This is a genomic window from Amycolatopsis sp. NPDC098790 (assembly GCF_044759945.1).
GTDB lineage: Bacteria > Actinomycetota > Actinomycetes > Mycobacteriales > Pseudonocardiaceae > Amycolatopsis.
In genome coordinates, this window is sequence record NZ_JBIWAI010000003.1 from 226,486 (window position 1) to 243,422 (window position 16,937).

The following is a 16,937-nucleotide window of genomic DNA, read 5'->3' on the forward strand; positions in this document are numbered from 1 at the left end:
CGGTTCGGCGCTTTCACGACGGCTCCGCCGAACGGCTGATTTCCCGCGGTTCTGTCACATCCGGCTCGTCCCGAGGCGATACAGGCCCGGTCGAATCGACCGCAAGGAGTCTGATGAGGGACAGGACATCCAGCCGGGCCCTGGCGTTCCGGCGCCGGCTCATCGTCGTGCTCGTAGCCATCACCGCAGCGCTCGGTGTTCCGGCCGTCGCGGTGGCGGGCACGGATGATTACCCCGCTCAGTGGCGTAGCGCAGCGCAGGGTTCGCTGTGGGATTCATGGGGCTACGAGAATCGGGAATGCACAAGTTTCGTAGCCTGGCGCCTGCATGCGCGGAACGCCTTCGAGATGCCACGGGCGATCGGGAACGCCGGAGCATGGGGTGCGTGGTTCGCACAACACGGATACGCCGTGGACAGTTCTCCGGCGGTCGGTGCGATCGCCGAGTCGGCGGGCCACGTCGCCTGGGTGGAAGCGGTCAACGGCGACGGGTCCGTCACCGTCGAGGAATACAACGAAACCGCTCCGGGCGTCTACAACGAGCGGACGGTCGCGGCGTCGGCCTTCCACTTCATCCACGCCCGGGACATCACCGTTTCGCCGGGCGGCGGCAGCGTCGGGACAAGCGAGTACTCGGGACGCGACCACCTCTCGCCCGACCAGCGCCTGTATCCCAACCAGTACGTCACCTCGACCGACGGACGCCACGTCCTGATCCTGCAAGGCGACGGCAACTTGGTGCTGTACGGCCCGGGCTACCGTGCGCTCTGGTCGACCGCCACGGCCGGCCGCTCGGTCCACTCCCTGCTCATGCAGAGTGACGGGAATCTGGTGTTGTACGGCACTGGCAGCCAGGGGGCTTTGTGGGCCAGCAACACCGCCGGTCGGGGGAGCTCGACGCTGAGGCTCCAGGACGACGGCAACACCGTCCTGTACGCCGGCAACGGCGCCAGCTGGAGCAGCGGAACCGCGAGCGGGACGGCGGGGCTGACCACGGTGTCGACCGACCGGCTCGCCGCCGATGCCCGGTTGTACCCGGGGCAGTTCCTGCGTTCCTCCGACGGTCGTTACCGCCTCGCGCTGCAGAGCGACGGGAACCTCGTGCTCTACTCGCCGGGCTACCGGGTGCTGTGGGCCTCCGGGACGGCCGGGCGGTCAGCGCATTCACTGCTGATGCAGGCGGACGCGAACCTTGTGCTCTACGGCACCGGCAGCCAGGGTGCCTTGTGGGCGTCCAACCGGACCGGTGTGGGCACCTTCGCGTTCACGTTGCAGAGCGACGGGAACGGAGTCGTCTACGGGCCCGCCGGGGCGATCTGGACGACGGGCACGGGCGGTCTGACCTAGAGACGAGCTGAAGGCCGGGCCCGCGAGAGCAGGCCCGGCCCATCACCTCAACAGGTGCCGTTGTCGGTCCACACTCCCCACTGGCCCGTCGTCCCCGGCTCCTCGCCCTGGGTCCACCACTTCGCCGTCCACTTGTGGCCGTTGTGGGACACCACGTTCCCGCCCGTGTACACCTGGGACGCACTCCAAGCCGGGTCCGCGCACGTCCCCGGGTTCGAAGTCCCTCCGGTGTCCCACGCCACCTGCGTAGACCGGTAGAAGTTGATCCCCTGAGCCACCCACCGCGGGGCCTGCGCGCCCAGCCGGGTGCGGAACGCCGTCCAGTCGTGGGTTGACCACGGGGACCAGCCCAGCTCCGCGTGGGCCGCCAGCCTCGGGAATGCCAGGTACTCGATGTCCGACTGCGTGACCACCGTTTCCGTCCACAGCGGCGATTCCACCCCGCGGACCGCCGACTCGCCGACGCCCGACAAGTACGCTCCCGGGTTCCAGCCGTACGCGTCCTGGACCTCGATGTAGCCCGCCCACGACAGGCCGATCGGTGTCGAGCTGTTGTACTTCTGGTCCACGTACGCCTTGTTCGCCGGCGACATGATCACCTTGCTGCCGCGGGAAACCGCGCTCGCCACGCCCGCGTCCGACGTCGTCGTCCCCCAGAACTGCGGGGTCGCCGACGCGGGCAGTACGGCCTTCGCGATGTCGTGCCAGCCCACGACCGACTTGCCCGTCGCCGCCACCAAGGGCAGCACCTTGTTCACGAACGTCAGGTAGTCGGCCGCCGACGTCGATTGGGCCTCGTCGCCGCCGATGTGGAGGTACGGGCCCGGGGTCAGCGCTGCCAGCTCGCGCAGCACGTCCGCGATGAACGTGTACGTGATGTCCTTCGAAATGCACAGCGAGCTGTAGCCGACCGCCGTGTCGGTGCGCAATGCGGGCGCCACGCCGTTGCAGTTCAGCTCCGCGTACGACGCCAGTGCCGCGTTCACGTGGCCCGGCATGTCGATCTCCGGGATCACCGTGATGTGCCGCGAAGCCGCGTAGTTCACGATGTCCGTGTACTGCGCCTTCGTGTAGTAGCCGCCCGCGCCGCCGCCGACCTGGGTGCTGCCGCCGACCGTCGTCAGGCGGGGCCAGCTGTCGATCTGGATGCGCCAGCCCTGGTCGTCGGCCAGGTGCAGGTGCAGGTTGTTGATCTTGTACTGGGCCAGCTCGTCGATGTACCGCTTGACCGTGGACACCGGGTGGAAGTGCCGGGCGACGTCGAGCATCGCGCCGCGGTAGCCGAAGCGCGGGTAGTCCACGATCGTCGCGCCCGGGACCGTCCACGGGCCCGTCTGGGGAGACGGGCTTTCGACCCGGCCCGGCAGCAGCTGCCGCAGCGTCTGGACGCCGGCGAAGAGCCCGTCGGCCGTCTGTGCGCGCACCGTCACCGACGACGCCGTCGACACCAGCTGGTAGCCCTGCGCGCCGACCGAGGAAGGCGCGCCGCTCAGCAGCAGCGCGATGCTGTCCGCCGGTACGGACGCCGGGGCGTCGGACACCGGCAGTGCGAACCCGGTCGACGGCCGCAGCACGCCAGCCAGGTAGTCGCCGACCTGACGAGCCGGCGCCGACCCGGCTTCGGTGACGATCTTCGTCGTCGACACCAGCGGGAAGGTGACGCCGGCGGCCGGGGTCACCGAGACCGGCACCGGCACGATCGACTGCAGTGCCGGGGTGGCCGCCGCGGCCGGGGCCAGCTGGGCGGCGGTCGTACCGGCGCCGACCAGCGCCAGCACGGCGAGGGCGCGGCCGAGCCGCCGCGCCAAGGGTGTCTTCACCGGGGGACCTCCTGGCGGGAAGGGCGCGACCTCGCCGTCGCACCTGCCCGGATCGTCGCATTTCTGCCAGCGATGGTCTAGACCAAACCGGGTGGTTAAGCTCGCGCGATGCCGCAGGAGTTCGCGCCGGGCTCGCCGTTCGCCCTGCTCTCGCCCACCGAAACGGCCGCCTGGTACGCGTACATGAAGGTGCACCTCCGCCTGGAGTACGAGCTGAACCGGCAGCTGCGCGCGGACAGCGGCCTTTTGCTCGCCGACTACCACGTGCTCGTCGCGCTGACGAGCGAGTCCGGTGGCCGGATGCGGGTCACGGACCTCGCGATCCGCATCGGCTGGGAGCGCAGCAGGCTCTCGCACCACCTCAAGCGGATGCGCGAACGCGGGCTGGTCGCGACCGGCGTGAGTCCCGAGGACCGGCGCGCCACCGACGTGGTGCTGTCCGAGGCGGGCTGGGCGGCGCTGCGCCAGGCCGCGCCGGACCACGTCGAATTCGTGCGCAAGGCCTTCCTGGACGCCCTCGAGCCCGGCGAACAAGCTCAGCTGACGACGCTGCTCGACCGCGTCTACGACACGCTCCTCGAGCACGGCAGCTTGCCGCGGCCGGACGACCACCCCTGACGCTTACGTGACATGTCACGTAATATGGCTTCGGAACCTCAGGAGGGTGCGACATGGCGACGGCGGCCGAACTGATGCGGGCGAACCTGCTCGACGTCTTCAACGAGCGCGACGACGAGCGGCGGGCGAAGGCGATCGCCGCGACCTACGCGGCCGGCGTCGAGTTCGCCGACCCGGAAGGGATCGCGACCGGGCACGAGGAGCTGAACGCCAAGGCGAAGGGGCTCCTGGAGCAGTCGCCGGGGTTCGTCTTCGCCCCCGCGGGCCCGGTGCTCGTCAACCACGACCTGGGCCACCTCGCCTGGGAACTGGGTCCGGAAGGCGGGCCGCCGGTCGTCCGGGGGATCGACGTCGCCCTCGTCGAGGACGGCCTCATCGCGAAGCTCTACACGATGTTGCTGCCCGCCTGAGTACTACGCTCGGGACATGTTCGACGAGCTGACGTTCCCGGTCATCGCCGCGCCGATGGCGGGCGGCCCCACCACCCCGGAGCTGGTCGCCGCGGTGACCGAGGCCGGGGGCTTCGGCTTCCTCAGCGCCGGGATGCTCACGCCCGCCGCGCTGGCCGCGCAGATCGACCGGACCCGCGAGCTGACCGGGCGCCCCTTCGGCGTCAACCTCTTCGTCCCGCAACCGGACACCGGCGCCGACGTCTCCGCGCACCGCGAACGGCTCGAAGCCTTCGCCCGCGAGTACGACGTCGAGCTCGGCGAACCCAAGTGGGACGACGACGCCTACCCCGCGAAGCTCGACGTCGTGCTCGAGAAACGGGTGCCCGTGGTGTCGTTCACCTTCGGGCCGCCCTCGCCGTCGGACGTCGTACGGCTCAAGGAAGCCGGGAGCACGGTCGTCGTCACGGTCACCACGCCGGAAGCCGCGCGGCGGGCCGCGGACCTCGGCGCCGACGCGCTCGTCCTGCAGGGCTTCGAAGCGGGCGGGCACCGTGGCCTGTTCACCGACGACGCCCGCCTGCCCGGCGGCGGCGCCGAATACGGCGTCCTCGCGCTGCTCAGGCTGGTCGCCGCCCGCGTCGAGGTGCCGCTGATCGCCGCCGGCGGCCTGGTGCACGGCGCCGACGTCGCCGCCGTGCTCGCGGCGGGCGCCGTCGCGGCCCAGCTGGGCACGGTCTTCCTGCGCGCCGACGAAGCCGGGACGTCCGAGGCGCACCGCAAGGCCCTGGCGCTCGCCGAGCGCGAGACGGCGTTCACCCGCGCCTTCAGCGGCCGCCCGGCGCGCGGGCTGGTCAACAAGTTCATGGACGCGCTGTCCGAGGGCGCGCCGGCGGCGTACCCGCAGCTCAACCACCTCGCGGGCCCGGTGCGCAAGGCGTCGGCGAAAGCCGGTGACCCGGAAGCGATCTCGCTGTGGGCCGGCCAGACCTACCCGCTCGCCTACGACGCGTCGGCCGCCGTCATCCTCGAGCGGCTGAAGGTCGAGGCACGCGACGCCGCCGCGCGCCTCGACCGGATCCGCTAGCCGCCCGAGCGGTTCAGCAGCGAGTGCCGCCGGCTGTAGAGGAAGTAGATCACCAGGCCGAGGACGAACCAGACGGCGAACCGCAGCCAGGTCGCCGGCTGCAGGAACGTGATCAGCCAGATCGAGAACACGATGCCGATCGCGGGGACCACCGGCATGCCCGGCGTCTTGAACGTGCGCGGCAGGTCGGGCTGCTTGTAGCGCAGCACGATCACCGCGACGCAGACCACGACGAACGCGAGCAGGATGCCGATGTTCGTCAGCTCGGCCGCCTCGCCGATCGGGAGCACGCCGGCGATGATCGCGGACGCGCCGCCGAGGATCCACGTCATCCGGCTCGGCACCTGGCGCTTGACGTTCGTCTTGCCGAACCACGCCGGGAGCAGCCCGTCGCGGCTCATCGAGTAGCCGACGCGGGTGGCGCCCATCAGGAACGTGAACAGCACGGTGAGGATGCCGATGATCGCGCCGATCGCGATCACCGTGGCCAGCCCGGAGAGGCCGACCGACTTGAACGCCGTCGAGAAGCCGCTCTTCGGGTCGATCTCGGTGTACTTCTGCATGCCGGTCAGCACCAGGCAGGCCAGCACGTACAGCACCATGGAGATCGCCAGCGAGTAGATGATCGCCTTCGGCATGTGCCGCTGCGCGTCCTTCGACTCCTCTGCCGCGGTGCTCATGGCGTCATAGCCGAAGACCGCGAAGAACACTGTCGCCGCGCCGGTCACCGCGCCGCCGAAGCCGGCCGGGGCGAACGGCGTGTAGTTGCCGGTCTTGACGTAGAAGAAGCCGACCAGGATGACCACCAGCACGATCAGGACCTTGATCCCGACCATCGCCGTCTCGAACCGGGCGGCGCTGCGGATGCCGCGGTTGAGCAGGAACGCGATCAGCAGGCACAGCAGCATGGCGAACAGGTCGACCTTGTGGCCCGGCCCGGTGCCGGGCGCGCCGAGCATCCACGCGGGCAGGTCGAGGCCGAGCTGCCCGAGCAGGAAGCTGAAGTAGCCGGAGATGCCGATGGCCACCACCGACACGATCGCGGTGTACTCCAGCAGCAGGTCCCAGCCGATGAACCAGCCGACGACCTCGCCGAGCACCGCGTAGCCGTAGGTGTAGGCCGAACCGGCCTTGGGGATCAGGCCCGCGAACTCGGCGTAGGAGAACGCGGCCGCGGCGCTCGCGACGCCGGCGATGAGGAACGAGATCAGCACGGCGGGGCCGACGCCGGGGATGCCCGCCGAGTCGTCGCCGTGCGCGACGCTGCCGGCGAGGGCGAAGATCCCGGCGCCGATGATGCCGCCGATGCCGATGGCGGTCAGCTGCCACAGACCCAAAGTGCGTTTCAGGCCACCGCTTTCCGAGGTGTCCTGGATCTGGTCGATCGGCTTGCGCCGGAAGATGCCGGAGCTGGAACCCAAGCCTCCTGGTGCGGACATCGTCGTCTCCCGAACGTCGCGGTGGACGGGCCCGGATCACGGACCCAAGGCCGGAACCTACCGCGATCTCGGTGTGAAGACAGCGTGAGCCGCTCAGCCCGCCGCGGTGTCCTCGCTCACGGCCTCGACCGCGCGCTTGGCCTGGGTGGTCCGGACCGCGCTCGCCGCGAAGTAGGCCAGCAGCTCGGCGATCTCCACCGGGTCGTCCAGCTGCGGGCAGTGCCCCCAGTCCTCGCGGACGAGCAGCCTGCTGTGCGGCACCAGCGTGTGCAGCTGCCGCCCGGACGCCGCGGTGACGAGCTTGTCCTTGCCGCACGCGACGACCAGCAGCGGCACCTTCACCGACTCGAGCCGGTAGGCGTCGGCGAGCTCCGCGACCAGCTGCCGGGCCTGCTCGAGCCGGCTCTTGGTCGAGCGGTAGTCGGGGAACAGCGCGGTGAAGCGCTGCACCTGCAGGGCGTCGGCGACGCTCGAGTCGGCGTACAGCAGCCGCGGGACGACCTGCTCGGCGACCTTGCGCACCAGGAAACCCGGCACGGGGACCGGAAGCGCCGAGTACAGCCGCAGCGGCAGCGGGTAGCGCGCGACCGTCCGGATCAGCCACGAGTCGACGAACCCGGGCGCGGCGATCGAGACGACGCCCGAGATCGGCAAACGGCTGTTCTGGGCCGCGCGCAGGCTCATCGTGCCGCCCAGCGAGTTCCCGGCCAGCACGACCGAGCCGAGCACGGCCTGCTCACGCACGACGGCGGTGGTGAACGCGTCGAGCTGGGGCAGCATCGGGCCGGGCCGCAGCGGCTGCGCGTCGCCGAACCCGGGCAGATCGACCGCGACCGCCGGGATCCCGGCGGCCGCGAGCTGCTCCAGTGCGGGGCGCCACGTGTCGGCGCTGTCGCAGTAGCCGTGCAGCAGCACCAGCCTCGGTGCCGACGGTTTGACGTGCGGCGTCGCGCTTCGGCGACGCAGGGAACGACGGGGGAGTTCCGGGTCCGGAGCGGCTTCGCCGACCTCCAGGACGCGGGTGCGGACGCCGGCGTAGCGCCGGAAGGAGACCCGGATCGGATCCGGGTCGCTGCTGGACCGGCCGCCCGGTCCAGCCGAGGCGGGCCGCTTCGTCGCGGTCATGCCACAAGATTACCTTGCGACCATTGGGTTTTGGTCGAATTTAGGTGCTAACGACCAGATCTCGAACTGAGTACGTTAGAGATTCACCGGATGCCGAGCCGGGCGGAACAACACGATCCGCCCAGCTCAGCGGTGGTCTAGCGGGTGAAGACGATCTTGCCGGCGGTGTCGCCCTCGAGCATCGCTTGGAACCCCTTAGGGGCCTCCGTGAAGGGCAGTTCGGCGCCGATCTGCGGCCGCACGCCGGTCAGGTCGAGGTAGGCGAGCAGGTCGGCGAGCTCGTCGCGGGTGCCCATGGTCGACCCGGCGACGCGCAGCTGGAGGAAGAAGACGCGCTGCAGCTCCGCGCCCGCGTCCGGGCCGCTGGTCGAGCCGGAGACGACGATGATGCCGCCCGGCTTGAGCGATTTGACCGAATGCGACCAGGTCGCCTTGCCGACGGTCTCGAACACGGCGTCGACGCGCTCGGGCAGCCGCGCGCCCGACTCGAACGTCTGGTGCGCGCCGAGGCTCGAGGCGAGTGCGCGCTTCTCCTCGGAACGGCCGGTCACCCAGACCCGGAACCCGGCCGCGCGGCCGAGCTGCACCAGCGCCGTCGAGACGCCGCCGGAGGCGCCCTGCACGAGCATCGTCTGGCCGGGCCGTAGCCCGGACTTCACGAAGAGCATCCGGTACGCGGTCAGCCAGGCCGTGCCCATGACGGAAGCCTCGGCGAAGCTCAGCCCGGCCGGCTTCGGGACGACGTTGCGGGCCGGGACGACCACCTGATCGGCGAAGGTGCCCTGGTGCTTCTCGGTGAGCAGGGTCCGCTTCGGGTCGAGGGTGTCGTCACCCTGCCAGCCCGGCGCGTTGATCACGGCGTGGATGACGACCTCGGAGCCGTCGTCGAGGGTCCCGGCGCCGTCGCAGCCGAGGATCATCGGGAACTGCTCGGGCTTGATCCCGACCCCGCGCAGCGTCCAGAGGTCGTGCATGTTGAGGCTGGCCGCCTTGACGTGCACGCGGACCCAGCCGTCCGGCACGTCGGGTTCGGGTCGCTCGCCCACGACGAGCGCTTCCAGTGGGCTTTCGGCGTTGGGTTCCTGCGCGTACACGGCGAACATGAGTGGCAACGTACCTCCCCGGAAGCGCGGTGGCAGTGGAGCGCGCGTAGGCTCACACCGTGTTCAACGGGCTTGCCGACTGGTGGGACGGGGTCGAGCTGTGGCTCGCCCAGGCCTGGTTCCCGGTCCAGTTCGTGCTGGTCATGGTGGTCGTCGTGCCGCTGTGCCTGGCCGCCGCGTGGGTGCTCGACAAGCTGGTCGGGCTGTTCGCCCGCCGGCTCGCTCCCGGGCGTGACGACGACCGCTCCGACACCCCGTCCTAGGCTGGCGCACCATGTTCAACCGAAGGCGGATCACCGCCGCGCTGATCGGGCTCCTCGTGCTGGTGCTGGGGGGCTGGCTGGTCAAGGACGTCGTCAGCGACGGCTCCCCGGCGTCCCCCTCGCAGAGTCCGTCGGCGAGTGCGTCGGCGAGCGCGCCGGCCAAGGGCGGCGCGGCCGTGCCGGGCGCGGACTCCGGGCTGCCGGTCAAGGGCCTCTCGACGCTGCCGTCGCAGGCTTCCGACACGTGGCGGCTGATCGAAAAGGGCGGGCCGTACCCGTACCCGCGCAACGACGACGTCGTGTTCGAAAACCGCGAGAAGCGGTTGCCCGGCAAGAAGTCCGGCTACTACCACGAGTACACCGTGAAGACCCCGGGCAGTGCCGACCGCGGCGCGCGGCGGCTGATCACCGGGCAGGCGCACGAGCTGTACTACACCGGCGACCACTACGCGTCGTTCGTCGTCGTGGACCCGGCCCGATGAGCGCCTCGGAGCAGGCGAAGGCCGCCGCCGAAGCAGCCTTCGCGAGGGGCGCGTATCCGCACCTGGTGAATTCGCAGGCGACCGTGGACAAGGCGAGCACGCTGACGGCGTTCGCCGCGGCACTGTCCTTTCCGGACTACTTCGGCCACAACCTCGACGCGTTGTACGACTGCCTGACCGACCTCTCGTGGCTGCCGCCGGGGGAGCACGTGCTGATCTGGCCGGGCTCGGAAGCGTTGCGCAAGGCCGAACCCAAGACGTACCTGGCGATCCGCAGCGTGCTTTCGGACGCGCAGCGCGCGCTCGGGCCGAGCGGCCGCAGCGCCGGTTCGTGGCGGCTCACGGTCGTGCTGCCGGACGCCTGAGCGGCGTCCCCGCGCGTTTGACCGTCCGGATCACCGGCGCGCTTTCGAGCGTCTGCACGCCGCGGATCCCGGCGACCCGGTCGGTCAGGTAGCGGTAGAGATCGCGGCCGTCGCGGCAGTTCACCATCGCCGTGAGGTTCGTGGTGCCGGTGGTGGCGACGGCGAACGACGTCTCCGGGTGGCTCGCCAGCGCCGCGCCCGCTTCGGCCAGGTTCGCGGGCGAGACGGTCAGCCACAGCCGCGTTTCGGAGCGGAACCCGAGCCGGGCCGGCGAGACGTCGAGGTGGTAGGTCAGCGTGCCGTGCCGCCGCAGCACGTCCATCCGGCGCCGCACGGTGGAGTCGGACCAGCCGGTCGTCTTCGCCAGCGCGGTGTAGCTCGCGCGGCCGTCGAGGGCCAGCGCGTCGAGGAGCGGCTGGTCTTCGGGTTCCGGCGGGAGGCCGGTGCCGTCGGGCTCCGGCGGCCGCAGCTGTTCGACCTGCTCGGGGGACAGGCAGTGCAGCCCGCTCCACCCGTCCGGGAGCGCGAACGTGTGCAGCAGTTCGTGCGCGGAGACGGCGGTGACGCGGTTGGCGCGCGGCAGCTTGTGCAGCAGGAGGTCGTCACGCCCGGCCGTGTCGGGCGCGTGGACGGTGCAGGAGATCTCCGTGCCGCCCGAGAGCAGGTGGACCCAGGAGACGTCGGGCCGGTCGGCGAGCGCGTCGGCGACGGCGGCTCCGGCGTCGGGCGTCGTGCGCAGGCGAAGAGTCCACGTCGTGTAGCCCGCTTCGCCGCCGCTGATCGCGCCGGTGACCCGGAGGACGCCGGCGGTCCGCAGCCGCTGATAGCGCCGGGCGACGGTGTTTTCGGAGACGCCGAGGACCTCGCCGAGCGTCCGCATCGGCGCGCGGCCGTCGAGCTGCAGCGCGTGGAGCAGGCCGCGGTCGACGTCGTCGAGGGTGACGGTTTCCATGCGTGCAGCGTATTCGGTGACGGTATCCGGCGGAATTTTCGCGTTCTCTGGTGGCGATCGGCGTCGCGCCCACACCCTTCGGGACACACGAAGGGAGTTTCGATGCGCAAGTGGTGGCCGCTGGTCGCGGTCTGTGCGGGGTCGTTCCTGTTCCTGCTGGACACCACCGTCGTGACGGTGGCGCTGCCCCGGATCGGTGCCGACCTGTCGGCGTCGGTCGGGCAGCTGCAGTGGGTGCCGGACGTCTACACGCTCGTCCTGGCGGTGCTGATGCTCGCGGTGGGTTCGCTCGCGGACCGCTGGGGGCCGAGGCGAGTGTTCCTCGCCGGGCTGGCGGTGTTCGGCCTGGCGTCCCTGGCCTGCGGGTTCGCCGGCGACATCGGGACGCTGATCGCGGCACGCGGGGTGCAGGCGGTCGGCGGCGCGGCGTTGGCGGTGACGGGGTTCGCGTTGCTGGCCGGTGGTTATGAAGGACGTGCGCGCGGGACGGCGATCAGCGTGTTCTTCGCGGTGAACGGGCTCGGCGCCGCCGCGGGGCCGGTGGTCGGCGGCGTGCTGACCGAGTACTTCGGCTGGGCGGCGATCTTTTTCGTCAACGTGCCGCTGGCGTTGCTCACCGGCGTGTTCGCGGTGGTGGCGTTGCCATCGGACACTCCCACTCGGCGGGGCCGGTTCGACGTCGCGGGCGCGGTGTGGTTCGCGGTGTTCGCCGCGAGCCTCGTGCACGGACTGACGTTGGGTGGCTCAGTGCCGGTACTGGTGATGTCGGTGGTCGCCTTGGCCGGGTTCGTGGTGGTGGAACGGCGCCGGGCGGAACCGTTGCTGGACCTGGGGTTGTTCCGCGACGGCCGGTTCACGGCGTTGGTCGCGTGCGCGGCGGCGTCGACGCTGACCTTCGCGGCGCTGGTGTACGTGTCGTTGTGGCTGGGGCTTTCGCTTTCGCCGGTCGAAGCGGGGCTCGCGATGGCGCCGCTGGCCGTGGCGTCGTTCCTGACTTCGACGTTCCTCGGAAAGGTCCTGCACCGGTTCCCGCCGCGGGTTCTGCTGGGAGCCGGGGTCTTGCTGGGCGCGCTCGGCTGCCTGGTGCTGCTGGTCGTGGGGATCCCGATCGGCCTGGCGGTGACCGGGGTGGGCGTCGGGATCGCGGGGCCGGCGACGGGCGCGGCGATCGCGGCCGCGGCGCCGCCGGGACGGGCCGGGATGGCCGCCGGGATCCTCACGACGACCCGCCAGTTCGGGCAGACACTCGGTGTCGCGGTGCTCGGGATCGCTTACCATGCCGGAGGTTTGACGCCGGTGTACGTGGCCGCCGCGGCGTGCGGCGGGGTGACGGGCCTGCTCGCGCTGGTCCCGCGCAAGCAGGCCGTCGCCACCGCGCGTTAGTCCTGCGGGACCCAGTTCGGCTTGCGCTTCTGGGCGAAGGCCAGGATGCCCTCCTGGCCCTCCTCACTGGCGAAGAACTTGGCCGACAGCCCCAGCATTTCGTCGAAGCCGTCCGACGGCGTGGCCGGGCGGGGGCGGCTCAGCAGCGCCTTCGTCTCGGCCAGCGCCTTCGGGCCGCCCGCCGCGAGCGCCTTCACGAACCGGGCCACCTCGGTGTCCAGATCGGACGTCGCCGAGTTCAGCAGTCCGATCTCGACCGCGCGGCGGGCGTCGAACGTGTCGCCGGTCAGGAACAGCTCGTGCGCCGCGCGCGGGTTGAGCCGCGGGAGGACGGTGAGCGAGATGACCGCCGGGACCACCCCGATGCGGACTTCGGAGAAGGCGAACGTCGCTTCCGGCACCGCCACCGCGATGTCGCACGCCGCCACCATGCCGATGCCGCCGGCGCGCGCGGGGCCGGCCAGCCGCGCGACGACCGGCTTCGGGCTCGTCCACAGCTGCTCGAGGATCTTCGGGAACTCGTTCACGCCCTGGTCGCCCGCGCCGGCGCCGCGGGCCTCCTTGAGGTCCATCCCCGCGCAGAAGACCGGCCCCGTGTGGGTCAGCACGATCACGCGCACGGCGTCGTCGCTCGCCGCCTTCGCCAGCGAGTCCGAGAGTTCGCGGCGCAGCTGGGCCGAGAGCGCGTTGCGGTTGTGCGGGGAGTCCAGGGTGATCGTGGCGGTGCCGCCCACCACGTCGTAGTGCACCAGTTCGTCAGCCATGACCGACACCCTTGCACATCCGTCGCGCGTGGCCGGTGTTACGCGGGCCACCCCGCGGGATCCCGCCCGCGAGGTGGCCGCGCGGTCAGCCGATGGTCGTCGTGGTGAAGACCGGGCTGGGGTTGGGGAAGCACGCCGTCGGGGCGGTGATGTCGCCGATGAAGGTGCTCGCCACCGCCTTGAACGTCAGGCCCGGGTCGCTGTAGCTGGTGCCGGACAGCTTCGTCTCGATCGTGCCCGACTGGCCCGCGGTCAGGTGGGCCGTGATGGTGGGCAGCTCGAACGTGGCGCCGCCGGCGATCGGGCCGGGGAAGCTCAGGGTCGCGACTCCGTTCGCGACGGCGATGGTGGGCGCGGTGCTGCCGAGCCCGGAGCCGCCGGCCAGGTCCGCGCCGACGTAGGTGGAGTTGGCCGGGATCGGGAACTTGAGCGCGAAGGTGTTGATGTTCTTGACGGTGTTCCCGGCCACCTCGCTCGGCACCTCGTTCGGCGCCGGATCGATGACGACGTCGAAGGCCCCGCCGGGCGCGACCGTGGCGGGCGCGGTGACGTCGGTGTCCTGGTTCAGCGACACCTGCTGCGGCCCGACGATCGGAGCGTCGGCCTGGCAGTCGAAGGTGACGGTGGTGGCCGCCTGCGCCGGAGCGGCGAGGGCGATCGGAAGGGCGGCGGCCGCGGTCAGAGCGGCGAGCCGGGAAAGGTGAAGAGCTTTCATCTGTATCCACCTACCTGCGGTTTCAAGAGGGGAGGGAGAAAGCTGCGCAGCGCTTAGATAGTTACCGGCAAGTTAAGTAGCGCGTCAAGGATTTACCGTTCCCATGCGCGCAGGGTGACGCCAAATGTGAATAAGACTCGCCTTTTGGCGGTGGTGGGCGCACTGAGCTACGCGTATTGGCGGAGCAACCCGCTCGTCGCGGTGGCATATCTGCTGATCACGACGTCGGCGACGCGCGGGTCGTCCGCCAGGGGTTCCGCGATGAACGCGCGCGGGTCCGCCTCCAGCGCCAGTCGCGCGATGCGGTCCGGCAGCAGCCCGGGCGCCAGGAACCACGACGCCACGACCAGGTGCCGCATCCCTCGGGCGCGCAGGCGGGCCGCCGCGGAAGGGATGTCCGGCTGGGTGGCGGATGCGAACGCCTCGCTCACCGGGACACCCAGCCGCTCTTCCCACTGCGCCGCCAGCGAAGCGACCACGGCATTGGCCGACGCGTTCGACGACCCGACCGCGCTCAGCAGCACGCCCGTCCCACGTCGGCGGGGCGCCGAAGCCAGCCGGTCCAGCGCCACCTCTTGCAGTGCCGGGTCCGCACCCAGCACGTCCGACACCTCGACCCGGAAGCCGGGGCAGGAGGAGACGACCGACTCGATCAGCGCCGGCAAGTCGACCCGCGCGTGGAACGCGCTGCCCAGCAGCAGCGGCACCACGACCGCGGTCCGGTGCCCGGAGGCGTACAGCCCGCGCAACACGTCCGTGACGAGCGGTGCGGACAGATCCAAAAAGGACTCGTGCACCGTCACGCCCGGGGCCTGCGCGCGCACGACGCCGACGAGTGCCCGCACCGTCGCGGCCGAGCGGGGGTCGCGACTGCCGTGCGCGACGGCGACCAGGGGTGGCGTCACGAGAAGCGCTCACCCACCAGGCCCGCGGCGAGCGTGTCGCCGTCCTTCGGGTCGATCACCAGGAACGCGCCCGTGCGCGGGCTGACGCCGTAGTCGTCCACGCTCAGCTCTTCGGCCAGCCGCAGGGACACGCGGCCGATGTCGTTGAGCTCCAGCGATGCCGGCGCGTCCACACTGGACAGTGTCTGCTCGTCGAACCGGGCGTGCAGCTCGCCGACCAGTGCCTGCACCGTGCGGGTGCCGTGCTTGACCAGCACGCGCGCCCCTTCCTTCAACGGCTTCGACGACAGCCAGCACAGCGTTCCGGTGATCTCGTCGGTCACCTGCGGCGGCGCGTCGGCGGCGGCGATCAGGTCGCCGCGGGAGATGTCGATGTCGTCGGCCAGCAGCAGCGTCACCGACGTCCCGGCGCCGGCCTCGTCCAGGGGGCCGTCCGCGGTGTCGATGCGCTCGACGCGGCTGCGGATGCCCTGCGGCAGCACGACGATCTCGTCGCCCGGCCGCACGGTGCCCGCGGCGATCTGGCCCGCGTAGCCGCGGTAGTCCGGGTACTCCGGCGTGCGCGGGCGGATGACGTACTGCACCGGGAACCGCAGCGCCGAGTCGTGCGGGTCGGGCGCGACCGGCACCTCCTCCAGGTGCTCCAGCAGGCTCGGGCCGGAGAACCACGGCGTCCGCTCCGAGCGGGTCGCGACGTTGTCACCCTCCAATGCGGACACGGGGATCGCGAGCACCGAACCGCGCGCGTAGCCCAGCGAAAGCGCGTGCGCGGCGAACTCCTCGGCGATCACGGTGAACGTCGCCTCGTCGTAGTCGACCAGGTCGATCTTGTTCACCGCCAGCACCAGCTGCGGCACGCCCAGCAGGGCCAGCACGGCCGCGTGCCGCCGGGTCTGCTCGATGACGCCCTTGCGCGCGTCGACCAGCAGCACGGCCAGCTGCGCGGTGGACGCGCCGGTCACCGTGTTGCGCGTGTACTGCACGTGCCCCGGCGTGTCGGCCAGCACGAACGACCGCTTCGGCGTGGCGAAGTACCGGTAGGCGACGTCGATGGTGATGCCCTGCTCGCGCTCCGAGCGCAAGCCGTCCACGAGCAGCGACAGGTCCGGAGTGGACAGTCCCTTGTCGACGGACGCGCGCGTGACGGCGTCGAGCTGGTCGGCCAGCACCGACTTCGTGTCGTACAGCAGCCGGCCGACCAAAGTGGACTTTCCGTCGTCCACGCTCCCGGCCGTGGCCAGGCGAAGAAGCGAGCTCATCAGAAGTACCCCTCACGCTTGCGGTCTTCCATGGCCGCCTCGGACATCCGGTCGTCGGCGCGGGTGGCGCCGCGCTCGGTCAGCCGCGACGCCGACACCTCGGCGATCACGTCCTGGACGGTGGTGGCGGTGGATTCGATCGCGCCGGTGCACGAGCCGTCGCCGACGGTCCGGTAGCGGACGGTCAGCTCGCGGACCTCTTCGCCGGGACGCGGGCCGCCCCACGGGCCTTCGGCTAGCAACATCCCGTCGCGCAGGTAGACCTCGCGTCGGTGGGCGTAGTAGATCGACGGCAGCTCGACCTTCTCGCGGGCGATGTAGTTCCAGACGTCGGCCTCGGTCCAGTTGGACAGCGGGAAGACGCGGACCTGTTCGCCCGGGCGGTGGCGCCCGTTGTAGAGGTTCCACAGCTCGGGCCGTTGCCGCCGCGGCTCCCACTGGCCGAAGGCGTTGCGGAGGCTGAAGATCCGCTCTTTGGCCCGGGCACGCTCCTCGTCCCGGCGGCCGCCGCCGAACACGGCGTCGAACTTGTTCTCCGCGATCGTGTCGAGCAACGGCGTGGTCTGCAACGGGTTCCGCATCCCGTCGGCGCGCTCTTCCAGGCGCCCGTCGTCGATCCAGTCCTGGACCTTCGCGACGACCAGGCGCAGGCCGTGGCGCTCGACGACGCGGTCGCGGAACTCGATGACCTCGTCGAAGTTGTGCCCGGTGTCGACGTGCAGCAGCGGGAACGGCACCGGCGCCGGCCAGAACGCCTTGATCGCCAGGTGCAGCAGCAGCGTCGAGTCCTTGCCGCCGGAGAAGAGGATCACCGGGCGGTCGAACTCGCCTGCCACCTCCCGGAAGATGTGGATGGCTTCGGACTCCAAAGCGGCCAGATTGTCCTGTGCCGCATCCGTAGCGGGCTCCAAGGTCGTCATGC

General features: G+C 71.0%; 18 protein-coding genes. 8 read left to right on the forward strand and 10 right to left on the reverse strand.

The features are described 5' to 3' along the window. The first annotated feature begins 113 nt into the window (after positions 1-113). On the forward strand, positions 114-1,346 hold the full coding sequence (locus ACIQWX_RS26510) for a CHAP domain-containing protein (protein WP_400877587.1): 1,233 nt from the start codon (positions 114-116) through the stop codon (positions 1,344-1,346). A 47-nt stretch (positions 1,347-1,393) separates the two neighbouring features. On the opposite strand, the gene ACIQWX_RS26515 is transcribed toward ACIQWX_RS26510, so the two are convergent. After that, positions 1,394-3,166 (reverse strand): family 20 glycosylhydrolase, encoded by a 1,773-nt coding sequence (locus tag ACIQWX_RS26515; RefSeq protein WP_400876430.1) that lies wholly within the window; start codon positions 3,164-3,166, stop codon positions 1,394-1,396. Positions 3,167-3,274: 108 nt separating this feature from the next. Between ACIQWX_RS26515 and ACIQWX_RS26520 the strand changes: the two genes are divergently transcribed. Genes ACIQWX_RS26520 through ACIQWX_RS26530 form a run of 3 tightly spaced genes read left to right on the forward strand, consistent with a single transcriptional unit; the run spans position 3,275 to position 5,260 of the window. After that, complete coding sequence (locus ACIQWX_RS26520; RefSeq protein ID WP_400876433.1) at positions 3,275-3,784, forward strand: MarR family winged helix-turn-helix transcriptional regulator; 510 nt, start codon at positions 3,275-3,277, stop codon at positions 3,782-3,784. 53 nt (positions 3,785-3,837) lie between these two features. Then, the gene (locus ACIQWX_RS26525; RefSeq protein WP_400876436.1) at positions 3,838-4,194 is read left to right on the forward strand and encodes a nuclear transport factor 2 family protein; all 357 of its coding nucleotides are present in this window, start codon (positions 3,838-3,840) and stop codon (positions 4,192-4,194) included. A gap of 16 nt (positions 4,195-4,210) precedes the next feature. Beyond that, complete coding sequence (locus tag ACIQWX_RS26530) at positions 4,211-5,260, forward strand: nitronate monooxygenase (protein WP_400876438.1); 1,050 nt, start codon at positions 4,211-4,213, stop codon at positions 5,258-5,260. Here the strand turns inward: ACIQWX_RS26530 and ACIQWX_RS26535 are convergent. The 3 genes from ACIQWX_RS26535 to ACIQWX_RS26545 form a co-directional block, all read right to left on the reverse strand. Beyond that, positions 5,257-6,699: an amino acid permease gene (locus tag ACIQWX_RS26535; RefSeq protein WP_400876440.1), complete on the reverse strand. Its 1,443-nt coding sequence runs from the start codon at positions 6,697-6,699 to the stop codon at positions 5,257-5,259. The two genes, ACIQWX_RS26530 and ACIQWX_RS26535, sit on opposite strands and share 4 nt — an antisense overlap. Positions 6,700-6,792: 93 nt before the next feature. After that, positions 6,793-7,824 (reverse strand): alpha/beta fold hydrolase, encoded by a 1,032-nt coding sequence (locus ACIQWX_RS26540; protein WP_400876442.1) that lies wholly within the window; start codon positions 7,822-7,824, stop codon positions 6,793-6,795. Between the two features lie 137 nt (positions 7,825-7,961). Next, positions 7,962-8,927, reverse strand: a complete 966-nt coding sequence (locus tag ACIQWX_RS26545; RefSeq protein WP_400876443.1) for a zinc-binding alcohol dehydrogenase family protein — start codon at positions 8,925-8,927, stop codon at positions 7,962-7,964. A 59-nt stretch (positions 8,928-8,986) separates the two neighbouring features. Between ACIQWX_RS26545 and ACIQWX_RS26550 the strand changes: the two genes are divergently transcribed. The 3 genes from ACIQWX_RS26550 to ACIQWX_RS26560 are packed head-to-tail and all read left to right on the forward strand — an operon-like array spanning position 8,987 to position 10,037. After that, positions 8,987-9,190, forward strand: coding sequence for a hypothetical protein (locus ACIQWX_RS26550; protein ID WP_086676857.1), 204 nt, complete (start codon positions 8,987-8,989; stop codon positions 9,188-9,190). An 11-nt stretch (positions 9,191-9,201) separates the two neighbouring features. Next, a complete protein-coding gene (locus ACIQWX_RS26555) occupies positions 9,202-9,672 on the forward strand; it encodes a ribonuclease domain-containing protein (protein WP_400876445.1) in 471 nt (156 codons plus the stop codon). Next, positions 9,669-10,037 (forward strand): barstar family protein, encoded by a 369-nt coding sequence (locus ACIQWX_RS26560; protein ID WP_400876447.1) that lies wholly within the window; start codon positions 9,669-9,671, stop codon positions 10,035-10,037. Before ACIQWX_RS26555 ends, ACIQWX_RS26560 begins: the two co-directional genes overlap by 4 nt. On the opposite strand, the gene ACIQWX_RS26565 is transcribed toward ACIQWX_RS26560, so the two are convergent. Continuing rightward, on the reverse strand, positions 10,012-10,989 hold the full coding sequence (locus tag ACIQWX_RS26565; RefSeq protein ID WP_400876449.1) for an Lrp/AsnC family transcriptional regulator: 978 nt from the start codon (positions 10,987-10,989) through the stop codon (positions 10,012-10,014). The genes ACIQWX_RS26560 and ACIQWX_RS26565 overlap by 26 nt on opposite strands. A gap of 102 nt (positions 10,990-11,091) precedes the next feature. Here ACIQWX_RS26565 and ACIQWX_RS26570 point away from each other — a divergent pair, with 102 nt between their 5' ends. Then, the gene (locus ACIQWX_RS26570; protein ID WP_400876451.1) at positions 11,092-12,372 is read left to right on the forward strand and encodes an MFS transporter; all 1,281 of its coding nucleotides are present in this window, start codon (positions 11,092-11,094) and stop codon (positions 12,370-12,372) included. Here ACIQWX_RS26570 and ACIQWX_RS26575 read toward each other — a convergent pair. The 5 genes from ACIQWX_RS26575 to cysD all read right to left on the reverse strand — a co-directional run bounded on the left by ACIQWX_RS26575 (position 12,369) and on the right by cysD (position 16,935). After that, the gene (locus ACIQWX_RS26575; protein ID WP_400876454.1) at positions 12,369-13,136 is read right to left on the reverse strand and encodes an enoyl-CoA hydratase family protein; all 768 of its coding nucleotides are present in this window, start codon (positions 13,134-13,136) and stop codon (positions 12,369-12,371) included. The two genes, ACIQWX_RS26570 and ACIQWX_RS26575, sit on opposite strands and share 4 nt — an antisense overlap. A gap of 85 nt (positions 13,137-13,221) precedes the next feature. Next, entirely contained in the window at positions 13,222-13,851 is a 630-nt protein-coding gene (locus ACIQWX_RS26580; protein ID WP_400876457.1) for a cyclase, read from the reverse strand. A 167-nt stretch (positions 13,852-14,018) separates the two neighbouring features. Beyond that, entirely contained in the window at positions 14,019-14,756 is a 738-nt protein-coding gene (locus ACIQWX_RS26585; protein WP_400876460.1) for a sirohydrochlorin chelatase, read from the reverse strand. Further along, a complete protein-coding gene (locus ACIQWX_RS26590; RefSeq protein ID WP_400876463.1) occupies positions 14,753-16,015 on the reverse strand; it encodes a sulfate adenylyltransferase subunit 1 in 1,263 nt (420 codons plus the stop codon). Before ACIQWX_RS26590 ends, ACIQWX_RS26585 begins: the two co-directional genes overlap by 4 nt. Next, positions 16,015-16,935 (reverse strand): sulfate adenylyltransferase subunit CysD, encoded by a 921-nt coding sequence (gene cysD, locus ACIQWX_RS26595; protein WP_400876466.1) that lies wholly within the window; start codon positions 16,933-16,935, stop codon positions 16,015-16,017. The genes ACIQWX_RS26590 and cysD overlap by 1 nt, the downstream gene beginning before the upstream one ends. Positions 16,936-16,937 lie beyond the last annotated feature (2 nt).

What these genes read in the sequence shown, in the direction of transcription:
- ACIQWX_RS26545 (WP_400876443.1), bottom strand. Translation starts at nt 8,927, where the DNA reads ATGTTCGCCGTGTACGCGCAGGAACCCAACGCCGAAAGCCCACTGGAA.
- ACIQWX_RS26560 (WP_400876447.1), top strand. Translation starts at nt 9,669, where the DNA reads ATGAGCGCCTCGGAGCAGGCGAAGGCCGCCGCCGAAGCAGCCTTCGCG.
- ACIQWX_RS26555 (WP_400876445.1), top strand. Translation starts at nt 9,202, where the DNA reads ATGTTCAACCGAAGGCGGATCACCGCCGCGCTGATCGGGCTCCTCGTG.
- ACIQWX_RS26540 (WP_400876442.1), bottom strand. Translation starts at nt 7,824, where the DNA reads ATGACCGCGACGAAGCGGCCCGCCTCGGCTGGACCGGGCGGCCGGTCC.
- ACIQWX_RS26565 (WP_400876449.1), bottom strand. Translation starts at nt 10,989, where the DNA reads ATGGAAACCGTCACCCTCGACGACGTCGACCGCGGCCTGCTCCACGCG.
- ACIQWX_RS26510 (WP_400877587.1), top strand. Translation starts at nt 114, where the DNA reads ATGAGGGACAGGACATCCAGCCGGGCCCTGGCGTTCCGGCGCCGGCTC.
- ACIQWX_RS26590 (WP_400876463.1), bottom strand. Translation starts at nt 16,015, where the DNA reads ATGAGCTCGCTTCTTCGCCTGGCCACGGCCGGGAGCGTGGACGACGGA.
- ACIQWX_RS26530 (WP_400876438.1), top strand. Translation starts at nt 4,211, where the DNA reads ATGTTCGACGAGCTGACGTTCCCGGTCATCGCCGCGCCGATGGCGGGC.
- ACIQWX_RS26525 (WP_400876436.1), top strand. Translation starts at nt 3,838, where the DNA reads ATGGCGACGGCGGCCGAACTGATGCGGGCGAACCTGCTCGACGTCTTC.
- ACIQWX_RS26580 (WP_400876457.1), bottom strand. Translation starts at nt 13,851, where the DNA reads ATGAAAGCTCTTCACCTTTCCCGGCTCGCCGCTCTGACCGCGGCCGCC.
- ACIQWX_RS26575 (WP_400876454.1), bottom strand. Translation starts at nt 13,136, where the DNA reads ATGGCTGACGAACTGGTGCACTACGACGTGGTGGGCGGCACCGCCACG.
- cysD (WP_400876466.1), bottom strand. Translation starts at nt 16,935, where the DNA reads ATGACGACCTTGGAGCCCGCTACGGATGCGGCACAGGACAATCTGGCC.
- ACIQWX_RS26535 (WP_400876440.1), bottom strand. Translation starts at nt 6,699, where the DNA reads ATGTCCGCACCAGGAGGCTTGGGTTCCAGCTCCGGCATCTTCCGGCGC.
- ACIQWX_RS26570 (WP_400876451.1), top strand. Translation starts at nt 11,092, where the DNA reads ATGCGCAAGTGGTGGCCGCTGGTCGCGGTCTGTGCGGGGTCGTTCCTG.
- ACIQWX_RS26520 (WP_400876433.1), top strand. Translation starts at nt 3,275, where the DNA reads ATGCCGCAGGAGTTCGCGCCGGGCTCGCCGTTCGCCCTGCTCTCGCCC.